The sequence below is a fragment of the Thermaerobacter sp. FW80 genome (assembly GCF_004634385.1).
In the GTDB taxonomy this organism is placed as follows: Bacteria; Bacillota; Sulfobacillia; order Thermaerobacterales; family Thermaerobacteraceae; genus Thermaerobacter; species Thermaerobacter composti.
In genome coordinates this window covers 1,663,065-1,681,162 of the sequence record NZ_CP037895.1, presented here as the reverse complement: position 1 = coordinate 1,681,162, position 18,098 = coordinate 1,663,065, and the positions used below count along the sequence as shown (strand labels likewise).

The 18,098-nt window shown below is 72.6% G+C and carries 15 protein-coding genes; all 15 read right to left on the bottom strand.

Annotated features, from left to right (window positions below; all coding sequences use genetic code 11):
* Positions 1–187: 187 nt before the first annotated feature.
* Positions 188–1,414 (bottom strand): type II secretion system F family protein, encoded by a 1,227-nt coding sequence (locus E1B22_RS07040; protein ID WP_135225088.1) that lies wholly within the window; start codon positions 1,412–1,414, stop codon positions 188–190.
* On the bottom strand, positions 1,411–3,387 hold the full coding sequence (locus E1B22_RS13890; protein WP_135225087.1) for a GspE/PulE family protein: 1,977 nt from the start codon (positions 3,385–3,387) through the stop codon (positions 1,411–1,413). Before E1B22_RS13890 ends, E1B22_RS07040 begins: the two co-directional genes overlap by 4 nt.
* 258 nt (positions 3,388–3,645) lie before the next feature.
* Positions 3,646–4,467, bottom strand: a complete 822-nt coding sequence (locus E1B22_RS07030; RefSeq protein ID WP_135225086.1) for an A24 family peptidase — start codon at positions 4,465–4,467, stop codon at positions 3,646–3,648.
* Between the two features lie 223 nt (positions 4,468–4,690).
* A complete protein-coding gene (locus E1B22_RS07025) occupies positions 4,691–5,725 on the bottom strand; it encodes a type IV pilus twitching motility protein PilT (RefSeq protein WP_135225085.1) in 1,035 nt (344 codons plus the stop codon).
* Positions 5,726–6,022: 297 nt separating this feature from the next.
* Positions 6,023–7,339 (bottom strand): acetamidase/formamidase family protein, encoded by a 1,317-nt coding sequence (locus E1B22_RS07020; RefSeq protein WP_135225084.1) that lies wholly within the window; start codon positions 7,337–7,339, stop codon positions 6,023–6,025.
* Between the two features lie 28 nt (positions 7,340–7,367).
* Positions 7,368–7,625, bottom strand: coding sequence for a MoaD/ThiS family protein (locus E1B22_RS07015; RefSeq protein WP_135225083.1), 258 nt, complete (start codon positions 7,623–7,625; stop codon positions 7,368–7,370).
* 258 nt (positions 7,626–7,883) lie between these two features.
* Entirely contained in the window at positions 7,884–8,390 is a 507-nt protein-coding gene (locus tag E1B22_RS07010; RefSeq protein WP_243123223.1) for a DinB family protein, read from the bottom strand.
* A gap of 86 nt (positions 8,391–8,476) precedes the next feature.
* On the bottom strand, positions 8,477–9,328 hold the full coding sequence (locus E1B22_RS07005; protein WP_135225082.1) for an NAD-dependent deacylase: 852 nt from the start codon (positions 9,326–9,328) through the stop codon (positions 8,477–8,479).
* A gap of 103 nt (positions 9,329–9,431) precedes the next feature.
* A complete protein-coding gene (locus tag E1B22_RS07000) occupies positions 9,432–10,964 on the bottom strand; it encodes an arginase family protein (protein WP_135225081.1) in 1,533 nt (510 codons plus the stop codon).
* Between the two features lie 151 nt (positions 10,965–11,115).
* A complete protein-coding gene (locus E1B22_RS06995) occupies positions 11,116–11,808 on the bottom strand; it encodes a YdeI family protein (protein WP_243123222.1) in 693 nt (230 codons plus the stop codon).
* A gap of 297 nt (positions 11,809–12,105) precedes the next feature.
* The gene (locus E1B22_RS12895; protein ID WP_243123221.1) at positions 12,106–13,749 is read right to left on the bottom strand and encodes an imidazolonepropionase; all 1,644 of its coding nucleotides are present in this window, start codon (positions 13,747–13,749) and stop codon (positions 12,106–12,108) included.
* A 213-nt stretch (positions 13,750–13,962) separates the two neighbouring features.
* Positions 13,963–15,657 (bottom strand): urocanate hydratase, encoded by a 1,695-nt coding sequence (gene hutU / locus E1B22_RS06980; protein ID WP_135225080.1) that lies wholly within the window; start codon positions 15,655–15,657, stop codon positions 13,963–13,965.
* 36 nt (positions 15,658–15,693) lie between these two features.
* The gene (locus E1B22_RS06975; RefSeq protein WP_243123220.1) at positions 15,694–15,996 is read right to left on the bottom strand and encodes an NUDIX domain-containing protein; all 303 of its coding nucleotides are present in this window, start codon (positions 15,994–15,996) and stop codon (positions 15,694–15,696) included.
* Positions 15,997–16,059: 63 nt separating this feature from the next.
* Complete coding sequence (locus E1B22_RS06970; RefSeq protein ID WP_135225078.1) at positions 16,060–17,214, bottom strand: NAD(P)/FAD-dependent oxidoreductase; 1,155 nt, start codon at positions 17,212–17,214, stop codon at positions 16,060–16,062.
* A gap of 167 nt (positions 17,215–17,381) precedes the next feature.
* On the bottom strand, positions 17,382–18,089 hold the full coding sequence (locus E1B22_RS06965; protein WP_167758870.1) for a CDP-alcohol phosphatidyltransferase family protein: 708 nt from the start codon (positions 18,087–18,089) through the stop codon (positions 17,382–17,384).
* Positions 18,090–18,098: the final 9 nt, after the last annotated feature.

Genomic DNA, 18,098 nt, shown 5'->3' with positions numbered 1-18,098 from the left:
TCCTGCCGCATCGAACCATCGGCAGCCCGGATTCCGGACCAGGTCCCGCGGCTGGCGACCGCCGTCCGCAACGGCACGCGACCGCGACCGCACGCCGGATGGCATGGTGCTTCCTGATTCATCCAACCCCCAGCGCCCCTGGCGTCCCGGGCGCCGGCTGCGTTCGCCCCACGGCTCGCCGCACGCCTCACCCGCCCAGGGCCGTCACGCCGGAGAGCAAGGCGAGGATGGGCAGCACCACGGAGATCGCGACGAACCCGACCACCGCGCCCATCACGAGCACCAGCACCGGCTCCACCAGGGTGGTCAAGCCGTCCAGCCGTCGGTCCGCCTCGTCCTCGTACAGACGGGCGGCCCGATCCAGCAGCTCGTCCAGCGCCCCCGTCGCCTCCCCGACCGCGACGAGGTCGACCAGGACCTGGGGGAAGACGCCGGGCGCCCCGAGCGCCGACGCCAGGCTGGCGCCCCGCTGCAGGGCCGAGCGGGCCTGGGCGAGGGCGGCGGTGAAGACCCGATTGCCCGCCAGGGCGCCCGCCGCGGCCAGCGACTCCAGCATCGGCAGACCGGACCGGTACAGGGTGGCCAGGGCGCGGGTGATGCGCGCCAGGACCAGGGCCTGGGCCAGGGGCCCGATGATCGGCAGCCGGAGCTTCCACGCGTCCCAGCGCCGGCCGCCGGCCGGCGACCGCGCCCACCCCCACGCCGCGGCCCCGATGGACGCCGCCAGCGCCACGAACCCGGCGAGCCCGCGCCCATCCCGGGCCACGCCGACCCAGAAGCGCGTTGGCCACGGCAGGGGCAGCTCGAACTGGGCGAAGATCCCCGCCAGGGTGGGCACGACGAACGTCACCATCACCACGAGGACGCCCAGGGTCACGACCAGGACGAACAGCGGGTAGCCCATGGCCGCCCGCAGCTTGCCCTCGACCCGCACCCTGCGCTCCTCGTCCGCCGCCAGGCGCGCCATGGCCTCGTCCAGCGTGCCCGACAGCTCCGCCGCGCGGACCAGCGCCAGGTGGACGGGGTGGAACGCCCCCGCCTGCAGGGCCAGCGCCTCGTGGAGGGAGCGCCCCGCGTCGATGGACCGGTGGAGCCGCCGGTTCAGCTCCTGCAGGCGCCCGCGGCTCTGGGCGGCCAGGGAGGCGAGGGCGGTGGTGAGCGGGATCCCGGCCCGGAGCAGGGCGGCCATCTGGCGGAAGAACACGGCCCGCTCCCGCGGGTGCAGCCGCAGGCGATCGCGCCGCAGCCAATCCCGGACGTCCAGGTCCCGCCACCAGACCAGGGGTCGCACGTGCAGCGCCACGTAGCCGGCTTCCCGCAGCCGCCCCAGGGCCTCCTGCAGCGAGGCGGCCTCGATCCGCCCGCGCACCCGCCGGCCGGTGCGGATGTCCCGGGCGAGATAGACGTACGTCACGCCTCCCGCCCCCGCCCCGCCTCGTCCCAGCCGGGCGCCTCGGTGACCCGCAAGACCTCTTCGACCGACGTGATGCCCGCCAGGGCCAGGTCGAGGCCGGCCTGCCGCAGGGTCCGCATCCCGCCGGCCACCGCCCGTCGGCCGAGCTCGGCGGCGGTGGCGCCGGCGGCGATGCGGTCGCGGAGGGCCGGGTTCGTCACCATCAGCTCGGCGATCGCCCGCCGACCGGCGTAACCGTCCCGGCACTCGGCACACCCCACCGGCCGGTAGAGCACCCCATCGGTGGGCAGCGGGACGCCGGCGGCCGCGAAGACCGAGCGCACCGCCTCGCCGGGCGCATACGCCTGCCGGCAGTGGGGGCAGAGGACCCGCACCAGGCGCTGGGCCAGGACGGCCAGCAACGACGACCCCAGCAGGAACGGCTCGACGCCCATGTCCACGAGGCGCGTCACGCTGGACGGGGCGTCGTTGGTGTGCAGGGTGGCCAGGATCAGGTGGCCGGTGAGCGCCGCCCGCACGGCGGTGTCCGCCGTCTCCCGGTCGCGGACCTCCCCCACCATGATCACGTCGGGATCCTGGCGCAGCAGGTGGCGCAGGGCCACCTCGAAGGTCAGGCCCGCCCGGGGGTTCACCTGGCTCTGGCTGGCGCCGGGGATCTCGTACTCCACGGGATCTTCGATGGTCAGCACATTCAGGCGCGTCCGGTCGATCTCCTGCAGCAGCGCCGCCAGGGTGGTCGACTTGCCGCTGCCGGTGGGCCCGGTGACGAGCAACAGGCCGTGGGGCCGACGGACCAGCTCCCGGAGCTGCGCGACGACGTCCGGCGGCAGGCCCAGGTCGTCGAGCCGCGCCACCCCGAGGGAGCGGTCCAGCAGGCGGATCACCACCTTCTCGCCGTGGACCGTCGGCATCGTGGAACAGCGGCAGTCGAACTCGCGACCGTCCACCCGGATGCGAAACCGGCCGTCCTGGGGCAACCGGCGCTCGGCGACGTCCATCCCCGCCAGCACCTTCAGGCGCGTGGTCACGGCCGGGTGCAGGGCCGGCGGCGGGGTCATCGCCACGTGCAGGGTGCCGTCGATGCGGAAGCGGATGGTGAAGGTGCCGTCCCCCGGCTCGACGTGCACGTCCGAGGCCCGCTGCCGCACCGCCTCTTCCAGCAGGTTCTGGACCAGCTCGATCACGGGGGCCGGGGTCGCGGCGGGATCCCGCTCGGGACGAACCGGCCTCCCGCCCGGGTCCCGCGGCCGCGGAGCCGTGGGCCCGCGGCCGCGGGACCCCGCGGTGCTGCCTCGGGAGGAGGCGTGCGGATCCAGCGCGTCGAACGCCCCGCCGACCCCCCGCAGCCCGCCGGGGTCGGGCCCGGCCTCGGGATCCCTGGCCGCAGCGGCGTGTCCGGGCACGTCCGCACCGTCCCCCGGCCGTCCCATCCCCCGCGGAGCCGTCCGGCCTGGGGCCGGTTCGTCCCGGGTGTGAGGCGTCCCCGCTTCCCCGGACGTCCGGGTCGCCTGGAGGGCCCGCTCCGCCACCTCGAGCAGGCCGAAGATGCGGGCCAGCCATGCCCTGATCGCGTCCTCGTCGGCCAGGACGGGTTCGACCTCGCGACCCGTCACCAGGCGCACCTGGTCCAGGGCCTCCAGGTCGGTGGGATCCGCCATCGCCACCGCCAGGCGGCGACCGTCGTCCGCCACCGGCAACACCAGGTACCGCCGGGCCACCCAGTCGGGCACGCGACGGGCGACGGCGGGGTCGGGCGGGTTCTGGCGGAGGTCCCAGACCCGCACCGCCAGCTGGGCTGCCAGCGCCTCCTGGAGCTGCGCCCGGGTGATCCAACCGTGGTCGAGCAGGATCTGGCCCAGCCGCCGGCCGCTCTGGCGCTGCTCGTCGAGGGCGGCCTGCAGTTGTTGGGGGGTGATCCAGCCCCGCTCCACCAGGTAGTCTCCCAGTGGGCCGCGAAAGAGCCACCGCGCCATGGTCCTCCCCCCACCCGGTGCGGGCGATGCCGGCGATCCGCGACCCTCCCTCGCGGCGGACGCCCGGCCGCGGTTCGGCGACGCCCCGACCCTGGTGACCGGACGGTCCGGGCGCTGGCGTGCCGTCGGGGGCGTCCCTCCCCCGACGGCGGCGTCCCCTTGCGTCCGGTGGCCGCCCCAGCCCTACCCCCCAGAGCGACGCCCGCGCAGGCCGCCCCCAGCTTCGAAGCCGAAGGCCAGCAGCTTGCGGGGCGCGTCCTACCGCAGGCCGACGCCCACGTAGGCCGCCCACAGGGCTTCGCCGCCGAACCACCCCACCAGGCCTCCCACCGCCAGGAAGGGGCCGAAGGGGATGGCATCCCGACGTCCACGGCGGCGGGCCACGAGGAGCCCGGTCGCCACCAGGCCCCCGAGGAGGGCCGCCGCGAAGAGGGCCACCGGTAGGGCCCGGGGCCCCAGGTAGAGGCCCAGCCAGGCGGCCAGTTTGACGTCGCCGAAGCCCAGGCCGCCGCGGGACCCCCACCGGAGGACCTGGAAGACCGCGCCGGCGACGGCCGCCGCGCCCAGCGACCCGGCCCAGTGGGCCCCTCCGCCCCCCACCGCCGGGGGCCGGAGCCAGCTCGTCGCGAGCCCCTGAGCCGGTTCGTCCGCCGGGATCAGGAGGTTCACCAGCAGCGCCCAGCCCGCCCCCGTCAGCAGCGCGACGTCGGGGATGAGTTGACAGCGCAGGTCGACCCCGGCGACGGCGACCAGCACGGCGACGAACCCGAGCCCCAGCATGAGCTGCGCCCCGTTCGCCGCCGTGGCCGCCACCGCGGCGAACAGGACGCCCGTCATCGCCTCCACCACCGGCGCCTGCCAGCCGATGGGCGCCCGGCAGGTGCGGCACCGCCCCCGCAGCGCAATCCAGCTCAGCACCGGCACCATCTCCAGCGGGCGGAGCCGCCGGCCGCAGCGATCGCAGCGGGAGGGCGGCGCGATCACCGACTGGCCCCGCGGCCAGCGGTCGATGAAGGTGTTGACGAAGCTGCCGACGGCAAGGCCCACCACGCCGGCCGCGGCGGTCGCCACCGGCCCCATGGCCCGCTCCCCTCCCGCATGACGATGACGGCCCGTCGGACGGTGGCGGCCCCTTGGACGCCTCGCTCCCGCCGGCGCGCCCGGTCCCGCGGCGGGCGTGAGCGGCGTCCCCGCCACAGCGGGCGACGAGCGGTGCGGGTGATGCGCCCCACCAAGCCCCGGTTCCCGGCGGCGTCGCCGCAGGCACCGCCGATCTCCCGGGCGCGGCGGGGGTCGCCGTGGCCTAGCGCACCCCGGCGCGAAGCAGCGCCTCTCGCGTCACCAACCCCCGGGCGAGCAGCTGCCCCGCGCTCTCCCGCAGGGTCACCATCCCGTACTGCCGCGAGGTCTCCATCACCGCCGGGAGCTGGGCCGTCTTGCCCTCGCGGATCAGGTTGCGCACCGCCGCGGTGCCCAGCAGGACCTCGGCCACGACGTGCCGACCCCGCCCGTCGGCGGTGGGCACCAGCCGCTGGGCGATCACCGCCTCCAGGACCCCCGCCAGCTGCACCCGCACCTGGTTCTGCTGCTCCGCGGGGAAGACGTCGATGATCCGGTCCACCGCCTGGGGAGCGCTGGGGGTGTGCAGGGTGGCGAGCACCAGGTGCCCGGTCTCCGCGGCCGTCAACGCCGTGGCGATGGTGTCCAGGTCCCGCATCTCCCCGACCATGATCACGTCGGGGTCTTCCCGCAGGGCGGCCCGCAGGCCGGCCGCGAAGGTGGGGACGTCGATCCCGACCTCCCGCTGGTTCACCAGGCTCCGGCGGTGGCGGTGCAGGTACTCGATGGGATCCTCCAACGTCACGATGTGGAGGCGCCGGGTGCGGTTGATCCGGTCGACCATCGCCGCCAGGGTGGTCGACTTCCCGCTGCCCGTGGGGCCGGTCACGAGCACGAGCCCCTGGGACAGCTCGCAGAGGCCGGCCACGGCCGGCGGCAGGCCGAGTTCGCCCAGATCGGGTACGGAGGTGGGGATCAGGCGGAAGGCGGCCGCCAGGCTGCCCCGCTGCCGGTAGACGTTGGCCCGGAAGCGGCCGACGCCGGGCAGGCTGTAGGCGAAGTCCACCTGCCCGTCCCGCTCCAGCCGCTCCTGGAGCCGCTGGTCCAGGATCGGACGAACCAGCGCCGCGACATGCTCCGGTCGCAGCCGAGGTCCCGGCAGGTCCTGCAACTCGCCGTGGACCCGCACCACCGGCGGCGACTCCACCGTCAGGTGGAGATCGGAGGCGCCGCATTCGGCCGCCTGGCGCAACCAGAGGGCCAGCTCCGGCCCTGCCACGTCCCCTCACCTCGAGCGGCGGTCCATCCACGCCGTTCCAGTCCACCAAATCCAGAGACATCGTGTTCGCGCTTGCCAAGGGGGATTCCTGTCGAAGGGACGCCTTTCACCGTTCTGCCGCGCCGACTGCGTTGCCCAGCGCCCGACCGCATGGACGCCCCAGAGCGGCGCCGCCCCCCATCGTCCCGCACGCGGCGGGTTCGGGGGGCGGCGTCGCACCGACCATGTCCCACGGTCGCGGGGCCTCGACACGGATGCCCCTGGTCCGGCCGCAACGACCGAGGGAGCCAAGGCGACCTACGCCTTGATCCCATACTGCGCCTCGATGTACGGCCCAAGCCCAATCCGTGCCAGCCGGTCGACGGGGGCCAGGAAGGTCACCTGCACTACGCCGGGGTGCCGCGCGATCTCGATGGCCCCTGTGATGGTGGCCCGGTTCTTCACCTCGGGTACGGTCATGTCGAGCAGCCGAGCGGCCCGTTCCAGGCCGTTGTCGGTGGCCGCGTTGAGATCCGGTCCCGTGCCGATCACCGAGATGGGGGCCGTTCGCTCCAACTCGCGAAGCCCCCACTGCTCCGCCAGAGCCCGGGCGCGGGCCAGTTCTTCCTCCGTGAAGGGCCGGGCCAAGTAGGGCAGGTCCTCCGGGACCGGGAAGAGGATGGGGCCGTCGATGTTCAGGCCCTTGATGACCTCGACCTGAAGGGTCACCGTGCCGGAGACGTCACAGGTGTGGCCGGCGATCTCACCGTCCCCTTGGAGGGCGTGCATGTCTCCGAGGTAGACCCCAGCCCCTGGCACCTTGACCGGTGCGATCACGATGGCACCCGCACGTACCGCGTCACAGTCCATGTGCCCGTCAGTGCGAAGGGCAAGCTGTTCCGGCGTCAAGGCGAACTCGTGCTGCTTACCGATCAGGAACGCGCCGAAGTCCCCGGCGTTGTGGGAATCCGGCATGCGGATCGCCGGTACCGTCCCCAGCTGGCCGAGGAAGGGACGCAGCCGCGCCACCACGCCCACCAGGTCGTGGGGCGCGAATCGCAGGATGGGGTTCTGCGTCGAACGGGCCGGGAGGGCGGCATAGCGGGCCGCGTCGCGGGCAATGGCCTCCGCCGCCTCGCGGTGGACGGTCACCCCCACCCGCCGCGTGGCGTCGAACACGATGGTGTAGCCGTTGGTGAAGGTGAAGGGCGTCGCGTCGGCGCCGCAGTTGGCGCAGCGGACCGACTCGGGCCCGATGCCTTCAAGCCGCGTCGGCGGGTACATGGTGCCGCACTGGGGACAGCGAGCGGCGCAGTATGGATCGTCGACGAAACGCCCCTCCATGGGGCGGTCGTTGCCCGAGGCCGTGGCGATGGAGGTCACCGTGATGTCCTTGATCCGGATGGCGACGGCGTCCCCGACTTCCGCCCCCTCGACGGCCACGGGCACGGTCACCTCGTGCCCTCCCTTGAGGTGGGGCGTGATCATCGGCCCCCAGCAACCGGGGGCGGTGTTGGCGACGATGTGCCCGCCGTCGCGGACGGGTCCCAGCATGGGCTGTGCAGGGTCCAAGACGCCGTCGGTGAAGCGGTCGACGAAGACGGTCTCGTCCGCGGTGCGCAAGGGCAACGCCATGGATCTCCCCCCTAAGGGATGCTAGAGGCTACCCGCCTCCCTGCCCGCCCGCCATGGGCTGCAGCAAGGCCAGGTCAACCCCCGCCGGAACTACTTCCCGGCGGCCTAACACGCGCCCGCCGGCAACCAGCAACGCCGTTGACAGGGCCTCCCGCAGGGCGGGATAGTCCTCGCCCAGCCGCAACAGGATCTGCTCAACGGTGGTCTCGATGGGCGCTTCGACAACCGCCACCGGCACCCCGGCCGCCCTGGCCAGGTCGGGGCCAAGACGCACCCGGAACTGCATGGCATCCCTCCTCGTGTCCGATTGCGACGGTGGTGTTCGGCACTGCCCGCAGCACATCCCGGTAGCCTCGGCTACGGAACCACCGGGGCTGATCGGAGACACTGCGCTCGGTCCGGAGGCTCCGGGTCGGCTTCCCCACAAGGACGGGACTGGTTCCCCGGACGACTCGGCCATGGACATCTTGGGGCGGCGGACACAGGACAAGACGGAGCCGGGCCGCCGGTAGCACCAAATCGGTGGCCCGGCGCCGTCCATGCTTCAGCGCTCATAGAACAGAGGCGGCTCTATGCCCAGCTCCCGCAGATACACGTACCCCTGCCCCCGGTGGTGGATCTCGTTCTCCAGGGCATACACCAACCGCTCAAAGTGGCTCTGGGGCGGGCCTCCGAAGAAGGGATCCGACTCGACCTGCAAGAGGCGCTCGGTCGTCACCCGAGGCCACAGTTCGCGCGTTCGGGCCCGGACCTGTTCGCAAGCGGCCAGGAGGTCGGCTTTCGTGCGGGCGTCGTCCGCCACCTTGCCGAAGTACCACTCGCCCAGGGCAATGCCGCGGACGTAATCGTCTTCAATGTTCAGGATCTCCTGGACCATCTCGGCAAAGGGGCGCAGGATCTCCACGGGCTTGTATTGGAAGAGGGCCTCCTCCGGGAACGCTTCGATGACCCGCACGGTGAGGCGGCGATTGCTCTCAAGGATTTCAAGAAGCCCGGCAGGATCGAGCAAGGTCCCCTTGTTGCGGCTCCCGTCCTGGGCCGCTCCCGTCACGGCTTTCCCTCCCCCCCACTCACCCGCGTCTGGTGCAAGGACGCACGGTAACCACCCGCTGCCTTACCGAAGCGCCATGCACGTCCTCAGCCGGACGGATCGCTTGGCAGGGCCTCGTCTTCGCGCCGCTTGCCGGTACGGTTCGACTCCATCCGCGCCAGTTCCTGGTCGACCCGTTCCAGGACGTCCCCCGCCACGCCGCGGAGGACGAGCCCCGCCTCCTCATCCAGCGGCGTCGGGTCGCGGTTGACGATGGCCAGCACAGCCTCGCCGGCGGCCGCCCGCCTGGCCACCAGCTCGGGAAGGGACGCGGCGGGATAGACCTCGAGGGACGAACCGACCACCAGCATCAAGTCGCAGCGAAGCGCCTCGCGCCGGGCCTGCTCCCAGACCGCGGCTGGCAGGGGCTCGCCGAAGAGCACGACGTTGGGCCGGAGGCGCCCCCCGCAACCGCAGTAGGGGTGGCTGAGGAAGGCCTTGGAGGGCTGGGTTCGTCCGCAGCGCTGGCAGCGGCACGTCCGCAGGTCGCCGTGCAGCGGCAGCACCCGGCGCGATCCAGCTTGCTGGTGGAGGCCGTCGACGTTCTGGGTGATCACGGCCTTCAGCCATCCCGCCGCCTCCCACCGGGCCAGGATGCGGTGGACCCGGCTGGGCCGCGCCCCCTCGAGGGCCGCGATCCGCTGGCGGTAAAAGGCCACGAACTCGTCGAAGTGGCGCTCCATGAACGCTAGGCTGGCCATGTGCTGCGGAACCCGCCGCCACAGGCCCTGCGACGAGCGGAAGTCGGGCAAGCCCGATTCGGTGCTGGCCCCGGCCCCGGTGAAGGCCACCATGTGGCGCGCCCCGCGGATGAGGGTCGCCAGGCGCTGGATCTCGGTGGAAGAAGGCACGGCTTGCCCGCCGCTGCACCCCGACGCCGCCCCGTTGGTTCGGTCCATTCGCCGGCTGCCTCCCACCGATCGCATTGCGCTTCCGTGCGCTTCCCCCTCGGGCTCCCGCCCTGGCGCATCGATCCCAGCGTGCTCACCCGAGGGGGAAGGCTCAGGACCCCGGTGCCGTCCGAGCCAGAGCATCATGGCTGAACGCCATGGCTTCGATGGCCAGGCGAGCCGCCAGCAGCGCCGTCATCCCACCCGGGTCCAGGTACGGGTTGACCTCCACGATGTCGATGCCCACCACCCGGGCGCGGCTCGCCGCGAGGCGCAGGATCTCCCGGACCTCCTCGTAGGTCAGGCCGCCCGGTTCGGGACTCGACGTGCCGGGGGCCACCGCCGGGTCCAAGCCGTCGATGTCCAGGCTGATATAGAGCAGCTCACCCGGGGGAATGGTCTCGAGGAAGGGCGCCAGCGGGTTCGCGTCGTCCCCTGATGCGGGTGGCCAGCTCAGCCGGCTGCCGGCCTGCTCCTCGCTGCCCGGGCTCGTTCCGCCACCTGCCCCTGCCGCTCCGACCGGGCCGGCCCCATCGCCAGATTGCGTCGCTCCACCCGCCCTCGCCCCATTGCCAGACTCCGTCGCACCGCCCGCCCTGACCCCAATGCCAGGCCCCGTCGCCCCGCCTGCGCTCGCCCCATTGCCAGGCTCCGTGGTACCGCCTAAGCTCGCCGCATGGTCAGATCCTGCCGTACCACCTGGGTTCGGCCCACAACCCGGGCCCGCCCCCGCGGCGATGGCCCCTCGCCTGGCCCACGCGGCCCGCCACTCCCCCATGGTCACGATGCGGTTTCCCCGCTGGACGGCGGCCGCATACGCCTCGGGGCTGGTGCGGATGCCGCGGACGCCGATGACGGTGATGGTCCCGATGTAGGGCAGTTCGGCCGCCCGGCGGAAGGGGCTCGAGTTGGACCGGAGGAACCCGGCCACATCGGCGGAGAAATCCAGGTGAGCGTCAATCTGGAGGATGTGAAGCCGTCCCTCGCCGCGCCCATGGGGCCCCATCGCTTCCATCGTGCGGGCGCCTGGGCTCCCCGGTGACCGGGCGCCCGGTGACGGCAACAGGCTCGGGCCGGTTCGTCCCGTCGTGATACCGGCGCCGGCTTCCGCCAGGGGGGCCCCCGGGCCGCCCGCGGACTTCAGCAGCTCGCCGTACGCCCGCAGCACCGGGTACGTGATGGAATGGTCGCCCCCCAGCACCACCGGCACGGCCCCCGCCCGCAAGGCGGCGCCCACCACGTGCTCCACGCTGCGATCCAGGTGATCCAGGTCGGTGTAGAGCGGGTCGGCGTCGCCCAGGTCGACCAGCCGGCAGCCCTGAAGATACCAGCGGTCGTCCTGGATGTCCCAGTAGCCGGGGTTGGCTGGTCCCCAGGGCAGGGCGTAACGGGTCGAAAGGTCGCGGATGGCCCGCGGCGCCAGCCGCTGGCCCGGCCGGAAGCCCACGGCCGCGTCAAAGGGCACCCCGATGACGGCAAAATCGGCCTGGCCGGGCTGCAGCGCCTTGGGCGGCACGTAGGGCGCCCGGGCAAAGGTGGCAATGCCGGTGAAGGGCATTCCGGCCTTCGGCTGCTGCGGCGCCTGCATCGCCTTGACCCCCCTCTGCTTGCCATCGCCGGCTGCCGTGTCGCCGGCTGCGTGCATCGTTGCTGCCGCCTCTGCCGGTGCATCCCCGCCGCGGCCCCCATCGGCATCGCCCGGGCTGTGGGGGCTCGTCCCTTGAGCCGTCACCCGGTGCGTTCATGCTGTCACTAGACTGGTGCGTCACCGGAGGCGAACCGGCCCCCAGCACACGTCACGCCCGGTGCCCCCAGAAGTACTCCAGCAAAAGCCCGGCACCCAGGCCGATCAGGACACCGGCACCCGTTTTGTCGAACACCATCCCAAGCCCCAGCCCGAGGAACAGGCAACCCGTGTAAGCTCGCCGGCGCCCTGGGGTCAGCGCCTCCCAGGCCGCCTTCAGTTCCGGCATCGCGGCAAATTTCTCCTCACGCTCGCCGGGGACCGGCAGATCCCGCCCTTCGGCGAAGTCGACCCCCAAGCCCGCTTCCTCCACGGCGATGGCCCGGCGGACGTAGTCACGGATGACCGGCTCCTTCGCCTCGATCTCCGCCAGGCTCGTGAACCGCATCTGCCGGGCCACCCGCACCGTCTCCGTTTGATTGAAGAAGAGCAGGGCGCAGTAGTCCTTGAAGCCGTGGATCAGCACCACGTTCTTGCCGCCGTGGGTATAGCAGGGCTGCCCCCACTTGACGGTTTCCTCCAGGGGCCGGTCAAGGAGGATGGACCGCAGCCTGCTGAATTCAGCCCGCCAGCGGGTTTCCCGCTGGAGCAGGTCGCCGACGCGGGGGTCCTTGCCGCCCGAGCCGCTGCCCGGGTGGCCGCCCGGGTGCCCATCCGGGCTGGTGCCCGGGTCGCCGGCCCGGTTGCCGGCCGGCTTGACGCCCCGGTTCTTGGCCGGGCCGGCGGCCAGGTTGTCGCCGTTCAATTGTGCGGCCGTGGCACCATGGGCATGCCTTCCTTATCAGCTTGCGGCCTCCATTGCGGCCTGCGGCACGGCACGGCCGCCCCCCGCCGGTTCCGCCGGCGACCCGTTACGCGGGCTGCAACAGCGCGCGGCGCCAACCGTACCGGGTTCTAACGACGCCGGCCCCCCAGTGTCGGGTTCCAATCGCGCCGGGTTCTACCCGCGCCGGCCGCCAACGGCGCCGGGTCCTCACCACGCCGGGCCCCAACCGCACGAGACCCCGCCCTCTTCGTGACACCCTCCACGATACCCGGCCCGTCACACCTCAACAACCCGGCCACCCTTCACCACCGCCACCACCGGCACCGTTCCCAGCCGGTAGGCCAGGTGCTGGTAGGAGGGTGCGTCGATCACCACCAGGTCGGCCTGCTTGCCGGGCTCCAGGCTGCCCAGGCGCTGGGCCCGTTCCACCGCCCACGCGCCACCCAGGGTGGATGCTACCAGGGCCTCGGCGGGCGTCATCCCCATCCCCACGCACGCGATGGCCATCACCAGGGGCATGCTGCCGGCCGGGTGGCTTCCGGGGTTGTAGTCCGTGGCCAGGGCGACGGGAACGCCCGCCTCGATCAGCTTCCGGGCGGGGGCATGCGGCTCCCGCAAGAAGAAAGCCGTTCCCGGCAGCAGGGTCGCCACCGTCCCCGCCTCCCGCAGCCGGGGGATGTCCTCGTCCCGCACGTGGAGCAGGTGGTCCGCCGACACCGCCCCCACCTGGGCCGCCAGCCCCGCCCCGCCCAGGGGAGTGAGCTCATCCACGTGGAGGCGGATGCGGAAGCCCAGGCGCCGGGCAGCCTCCACGATCCGCCGGGTCTGTTCCAGGTCGAACACGCCCTGCTCGCAAAAGACGTCGGCGTACTCGGCCAGGCCCTCCCGCGCCACCGCCGGCAGCATCTCCTCCACGATCCGATCGACGTACTCGTCCGGGCGGCCCCGGTACTCCGGAGGCACCGCGTGGGCCCCAAGGAAGGTCGCCACCACCTCGGGAAGAACCAGCCCGCTGCCCAGATCCCCGTGGCCACCCGCCCGGTCGGCGGCCGGTCCGGCGGCCACGGGCCCAGCCGCAGGAACCGCTGCGCGGGCAGCAGCTCCGGCAGCCGCACGAGGGGGGGCGGTGCCGGCCGTCGGTCGGGCGTGGGCCGTACCGGCAGCGGCCCAGGTTGCGGCCGCACCGCCCGCACCGGCAGCGGCCCCGCCACCAGCGGTCCCGCCACCAGCGAGTCTAGCGCCACCCGCGCCGTCGCCGGCGTCGACGTCGCTGCCGCTACCCGGCCCCCCGCTTCCTGTGGCCCCGGGCCGGTTCTTCCGCAGCCGCGGGCCGTTGCCGGGTCCCCGCGTCCCGGCCCCCAGTGGCCAGGTGCCGTCGAGGTCGTCGGCCGGGTCGGCCGCCCGGCGGATGGCCCGGAGCATCTTGAGCTCGTCGGCGGTGGTCAGGCCGTAGCCGCTCTTGACCTCCACCGTGGTGGTGCCCAGGCGCAGCACCTCGAGGAGCCGCCGGCGCAGGGCGGCGGCCAGTTCGACCTCCGACGCCTCCCGGGTCCGGCGCACCGTATCGAGGATGCCGCCGCCCGCCGCCAGGATCTCCTGGTAGCTGGCCCCGGCCAGGCGCCGCTCGAACTCCTCCGCCCGCCACCCGGCGAAGCAGAGGTGGGTGTGGGGATCGACGAACCCCGGCACCACGGTGCAGCCCGAAGCGTCCAGCACCTCGGCCGGGTCGTAGCGCCGCGCCAGGTCGGCGTAGGGCCCCACGGCCACGATCCGCCCGTCCCGGACGGCCACGGCGCCACCGGGGATCACCTCGAGCCGCCCCTGCTGGGGGCCGGCCGGCGGCCGCTCGGCCGCCCGGGGCGTCGCCACCTGGGCCGCAGGTCCGATCAGCAGGTCGACGGGTTCCCGGGATGGATGCACGGTCGACGTCCCTCCATCGCTCACCGGCGTTTCCCCGCGCACTGGCGTTGGCTTTGGCTCTCGTTGGCGTCGGGGGCCCGGCCACGCCCCGTCTCCGGCCGCCTCCCGTTTCCGGTGGCGCCCGGCCCCCCGTACTTCGTCGACCGTCATATACCACGCCTTTGAAGGCCGCGTCCCGTTTCCGGTCGCGCCCCGTTCTCCGCCCCGCCCCCGTCAGCCGCCCTGGCGCCCATTCCCGGCGTCCATGCCGATCCCCAGGGACGGCATCTTGATGCCCCGTTCCCGGGCCACCTGCTGGGCCCGCTCGTAGCCCGCGTCGGCGTGCCGCACCACGCCCATCCCCGGGTCCGTCCGCAGCACGTGGGCAAGCCGCCACTCGGCCTCGTCGCTGCCGTCGGCCACCACCACCTGCCCGGCGTGGATCGAGTAGCCGATGCCCACGCCGCCGCCGTGATGCACCGACACCCAGGAGGCCCCCGCCGCCGTGTTGATGAGCGCGTTGAGGATGGGCCAGTCGGCGATGGCGTCGGAGCCGTCCCTCATCCCCTCCGTCTCGCGGTAGGGCGAGGCGACCGACCCCGCGTCCAGGTGGTCGCGGCCGATCACGATGGGCGCCTTGAGCTCGCCCTTCTTCACCATGTGGTTGAACAGCAGCCCCGCCCGGTCCCGTTCGCCGTAGCCCAGCCAGCAGATCCGCGCCGGCAGCCCCTGGAAGGGGATCTTCTCCCCCGCCAGCCGCAGCCACCGCGCCAGGCCCTCGTTCTCGCGCCCGAACTCCTCCAGGATCACCCGGTCGGTCTTGTAGATGTCCTCGGGGTCCCCCGAGAGGGCGACCCAGCGGAAGGGTCCCTTGCCCTCCTCGAACAGGGGCCGGATGTACGCCGGGACGAACCCGGGATAGCTGAAGGCCTCGTCGAACCCGGCCGCCTTCGCCTGGCCCCGCAGGTTGTTGCCGTAGTCGAAGACCACGGCCCCCGCCTTCTGGAACGCCACCATCGCCTCGCAATGGGCCGCCATGCTGGCCATGGACCGCCGCACGTACTCCTCCGGGTCGGACGAACGCAGCCGCTCCGCCTCGGCCACGGTCAGCCCCGCCGGCACATAGCCTCCCAGCGGATCGTGGGCGGAGGTCTGGTCGGTCACCACGTCGGGGATCCACCCGCGGCGGACCAGCTCCGGCTCCACCTCGGCGCAGTTACCCAGGAGGGCCACGGACAAGGGCTCCCTCTTCTGGCGCGCCTCTTCGACCCAGCGCAGGGCCTCGTCCAGGTCCGCCGTCCAACGGTCGCAGTAACCCATGTCGACCCGGCGGCGGATGTGCCGCTCGTCGACCTCGATGATCAGCCCCACGCCGCCGTTCATCGTGATGGCCAGGGGCTGGGCGCCGCCCATGCCGCCGAGGCCACCGGTCAGGACGACCCGGCCCTCCAGCGACCCGCCGAAGTGCTGCCGGGCCACGGCGGCCAGGGTCTCGTACGTGCCCTGGATGATGCCCTGGGAGCCGATGTAGATCCAGGAGCCTGCGGTCATCTGGCCGAACATGATGAGCCCCTTGCCCTCCAGCTCCCAGAAGTGCTCCCAGGTCGCCCACTTGGGCACCAGCAGCGAGTTGGCGATGAGCACCCGCGGCGCCCGCTCGTGGGTCTCGAAGACGGCCACCGGCTTGCCCGACTGGACCAGCAGGGTCTCGTCGTTGCGCAGGACCTTGAGGGTCTCGACGATGCGCTCGAAGGCCTCCCAGTTGCGGGCGGCCTTGCCGGTTCCTCCGTAGACGATGAGCTGGTCGGGATTCTCCGCCACCTCCGGGTCCAGGTTGTTCATCAGCATGCGCATGGCCGCTTCCTGCTGCCACCCCCGGCAGGTGAGGGTGGACCCGCGTGGCGCGCGAATGGTGCGGACGGCGGACATGGTGGCACCTCCCCAGGGGGCTCAGCCGGGCTCCGGCTACCGCTCCAGCCGTGCGACGCGGCGGCTCGGCTCCATCGCCCATGTTTCGTACGGAACGACCGTTGCACCCTTCATCGCATCGAGCACCCGGGATTTCAATCCGATGAGGCGGATGGCAACACCAGTCTCTTCCAGCACCTCGCGTTGGATCGCCTCGTCGAGCGCCTCCCCCGCCTCCACCTGCCCGCCCGGCAACTCCCAGGTGCCTGAACGGGCATGACTCTTTACCAGCAAAACCTCTCCCTTGTCATTCGTAATGTAGGCGGAGACGGCGACAATCGCTTGCCGGCTCTTCCCCACCACCCTCGCCTCCTGCACCGCGCTCCGAAGCGGAAGCCTCCCATCCATCGCCCTCGCCAAGCCTCACACCCCCACCCCCAGCGCCGCCTTCAGCGGCTCCACATCGGGGAACGAACCGCGGCCGAAAAACACCTGCCAGGCCAGCCGGCGCAAAGGCGTGCCACGGAAGGCCGCGCAGGCCAGTTCATACCACAGGGGATGCCGGAAGGCCGCCAGGGCGCGCCGCATCCAGCGCCGGGAGAGGAAGCGAGGCTGGAAGGCGCCACCGTGGTACAGCTCGAGGATGCGGGGGTCGCCCCGGTCCAGGTAGGCCGCCACCACGTGGGACGCCAGGTCGGACAGCCGCAGGCACGGATCGAGACCGCCGGCCGTCAGGGGCGACACGGCACCGGCGGCATCGCCCACTAAAAGCCCCCGCGGGCAGGCGATGCGCCGCAGAACACCACCCACGGGGATGCGGCCGCCGCGCCGCTCCACCAGCCGGCCCCGCTGGAGGCCCAAACGGGGAGCCACGCGTTCTTTGAAGGCCGCCAGGGCGGTGGTGACGTGAAAGCGGTCGGGATAGCCCCCCGTGCCCACGTGGACCTCCTCCCCGTCGTGGACCACCCAGGCCAGATACCCCGGCGCCAGCCGCGGGTCCAGGTAGCAGTGGAAGGCGGGCGGGCCGTCCAGTGGCACACCCCGGTAGACTTCCTCCGCGCCCACGATCCACTCCCGGTTCACGTCAAGTCCCAGGTCCCGGGCTACCGCCGACTGGCAGCCGTCGGCGCCGATGAGAAAACGGGCCTGCACGGCCCAGCGGCGCCCTCCCGTCTCGAGGTCGACCCGGCACACCCCGCCGCTTCGACCCGGTTCGGAGCCCAGAAACCGGGTGCCGCCCGCCCAGTGGGCGCCGGCCCCCACCGCCTCGTCGAGCCACCGGCCGTACAGGCGCCGCAACCGGCCCACGCGGAACTCGTCGTGGAGGCTCGACAGGTGAAGGGCACGCCCCGCCGGGGAATACAGCACCACGTCCCGTACCACCGGCCCGAGGCAATCGGCGGGCAGGTCGAAGCTCTCCAGCGTCTTCCGCACGAAAATGCCTGTGGTGTGGACGAACCGGTCCACCTGTGGCTTGCGGTCGACCAGCAGGACCTTCACGCCTTGACCCGCCAGCAGGCGGGCGCACTGCAGCCCCGCCAGCCCGGCCCCCACCACGACCACGTCGTACAGGTTCATGCCTTCGCCTCCCTGCGCTGGTACGATGCGCCATCACGCCCCAACCGAACCGCACCTGCACGACGAGCCGTGGCTTTGCCTGCGCCGTGCTCTCGGCTACCCCCTGGGAGGTGTCCGGTCCTGTTCTCGCCCATGGCGCCGGTTGGTACTGTGGGCAGTTCACCGCCCTAGTGGGCGGCCTCCTGCCGCGCCACCCGCCCCAGCTCCTTCAGGACCGTGCGGAGCCCCGTCACCGAGAGGAAGGCAAAGGCGGCCGCGCCCAGCGCAAAGCCCCACAAAGGCCGGTTCAACAGGGGAAACACGGTGAAGGTCACCAGGAAGATCTCGATGTTGCTCGGCACGGGGTAGAGCCGGTGGCGCCGGCAAAACTCCAGCCAGCGGCGCCCCAGACCCCCACGGGCCACCGACTGCCGGACCGATTCCTCCGGCTCCCGGCCGAAGCCCAGCAGCACGTGCCGCCGCTGCACCATCAGGTACCGAATGCAAAAGAGACCAAGCCAGATGAGCCCGGCGATGAGCAGGCGGTCGTCGCCCGCCTGCCGCCAGCTGCCCACGGCCAGGGTCACCGCGGCGTAGACGTCCATGGACCGGTCCAGGATCCAGTCCAGGAACGCCCCCACCGGCGAGCTCATCCCCTTGTAACGGGCCAGTTTGCCGTCCACGCAGTCGAACAGGAAGGCCACCTGGTACAATACAGCCCCTGCCGCCAGGGAACCGGTGAGGAAGGCCAGCCCTGCCAGGAAGCCGATGAGGTTGGCGATGGCGGTCACGGCATTGGGGGTCAACCGCGTGTAGCGTGCGATCCAAACGGTCAGGCGGACGGCGATGGGATCGATCACCAGCACCGTCCACCAGGCATCCATGGGCTTGAGCATGCCCCGGAC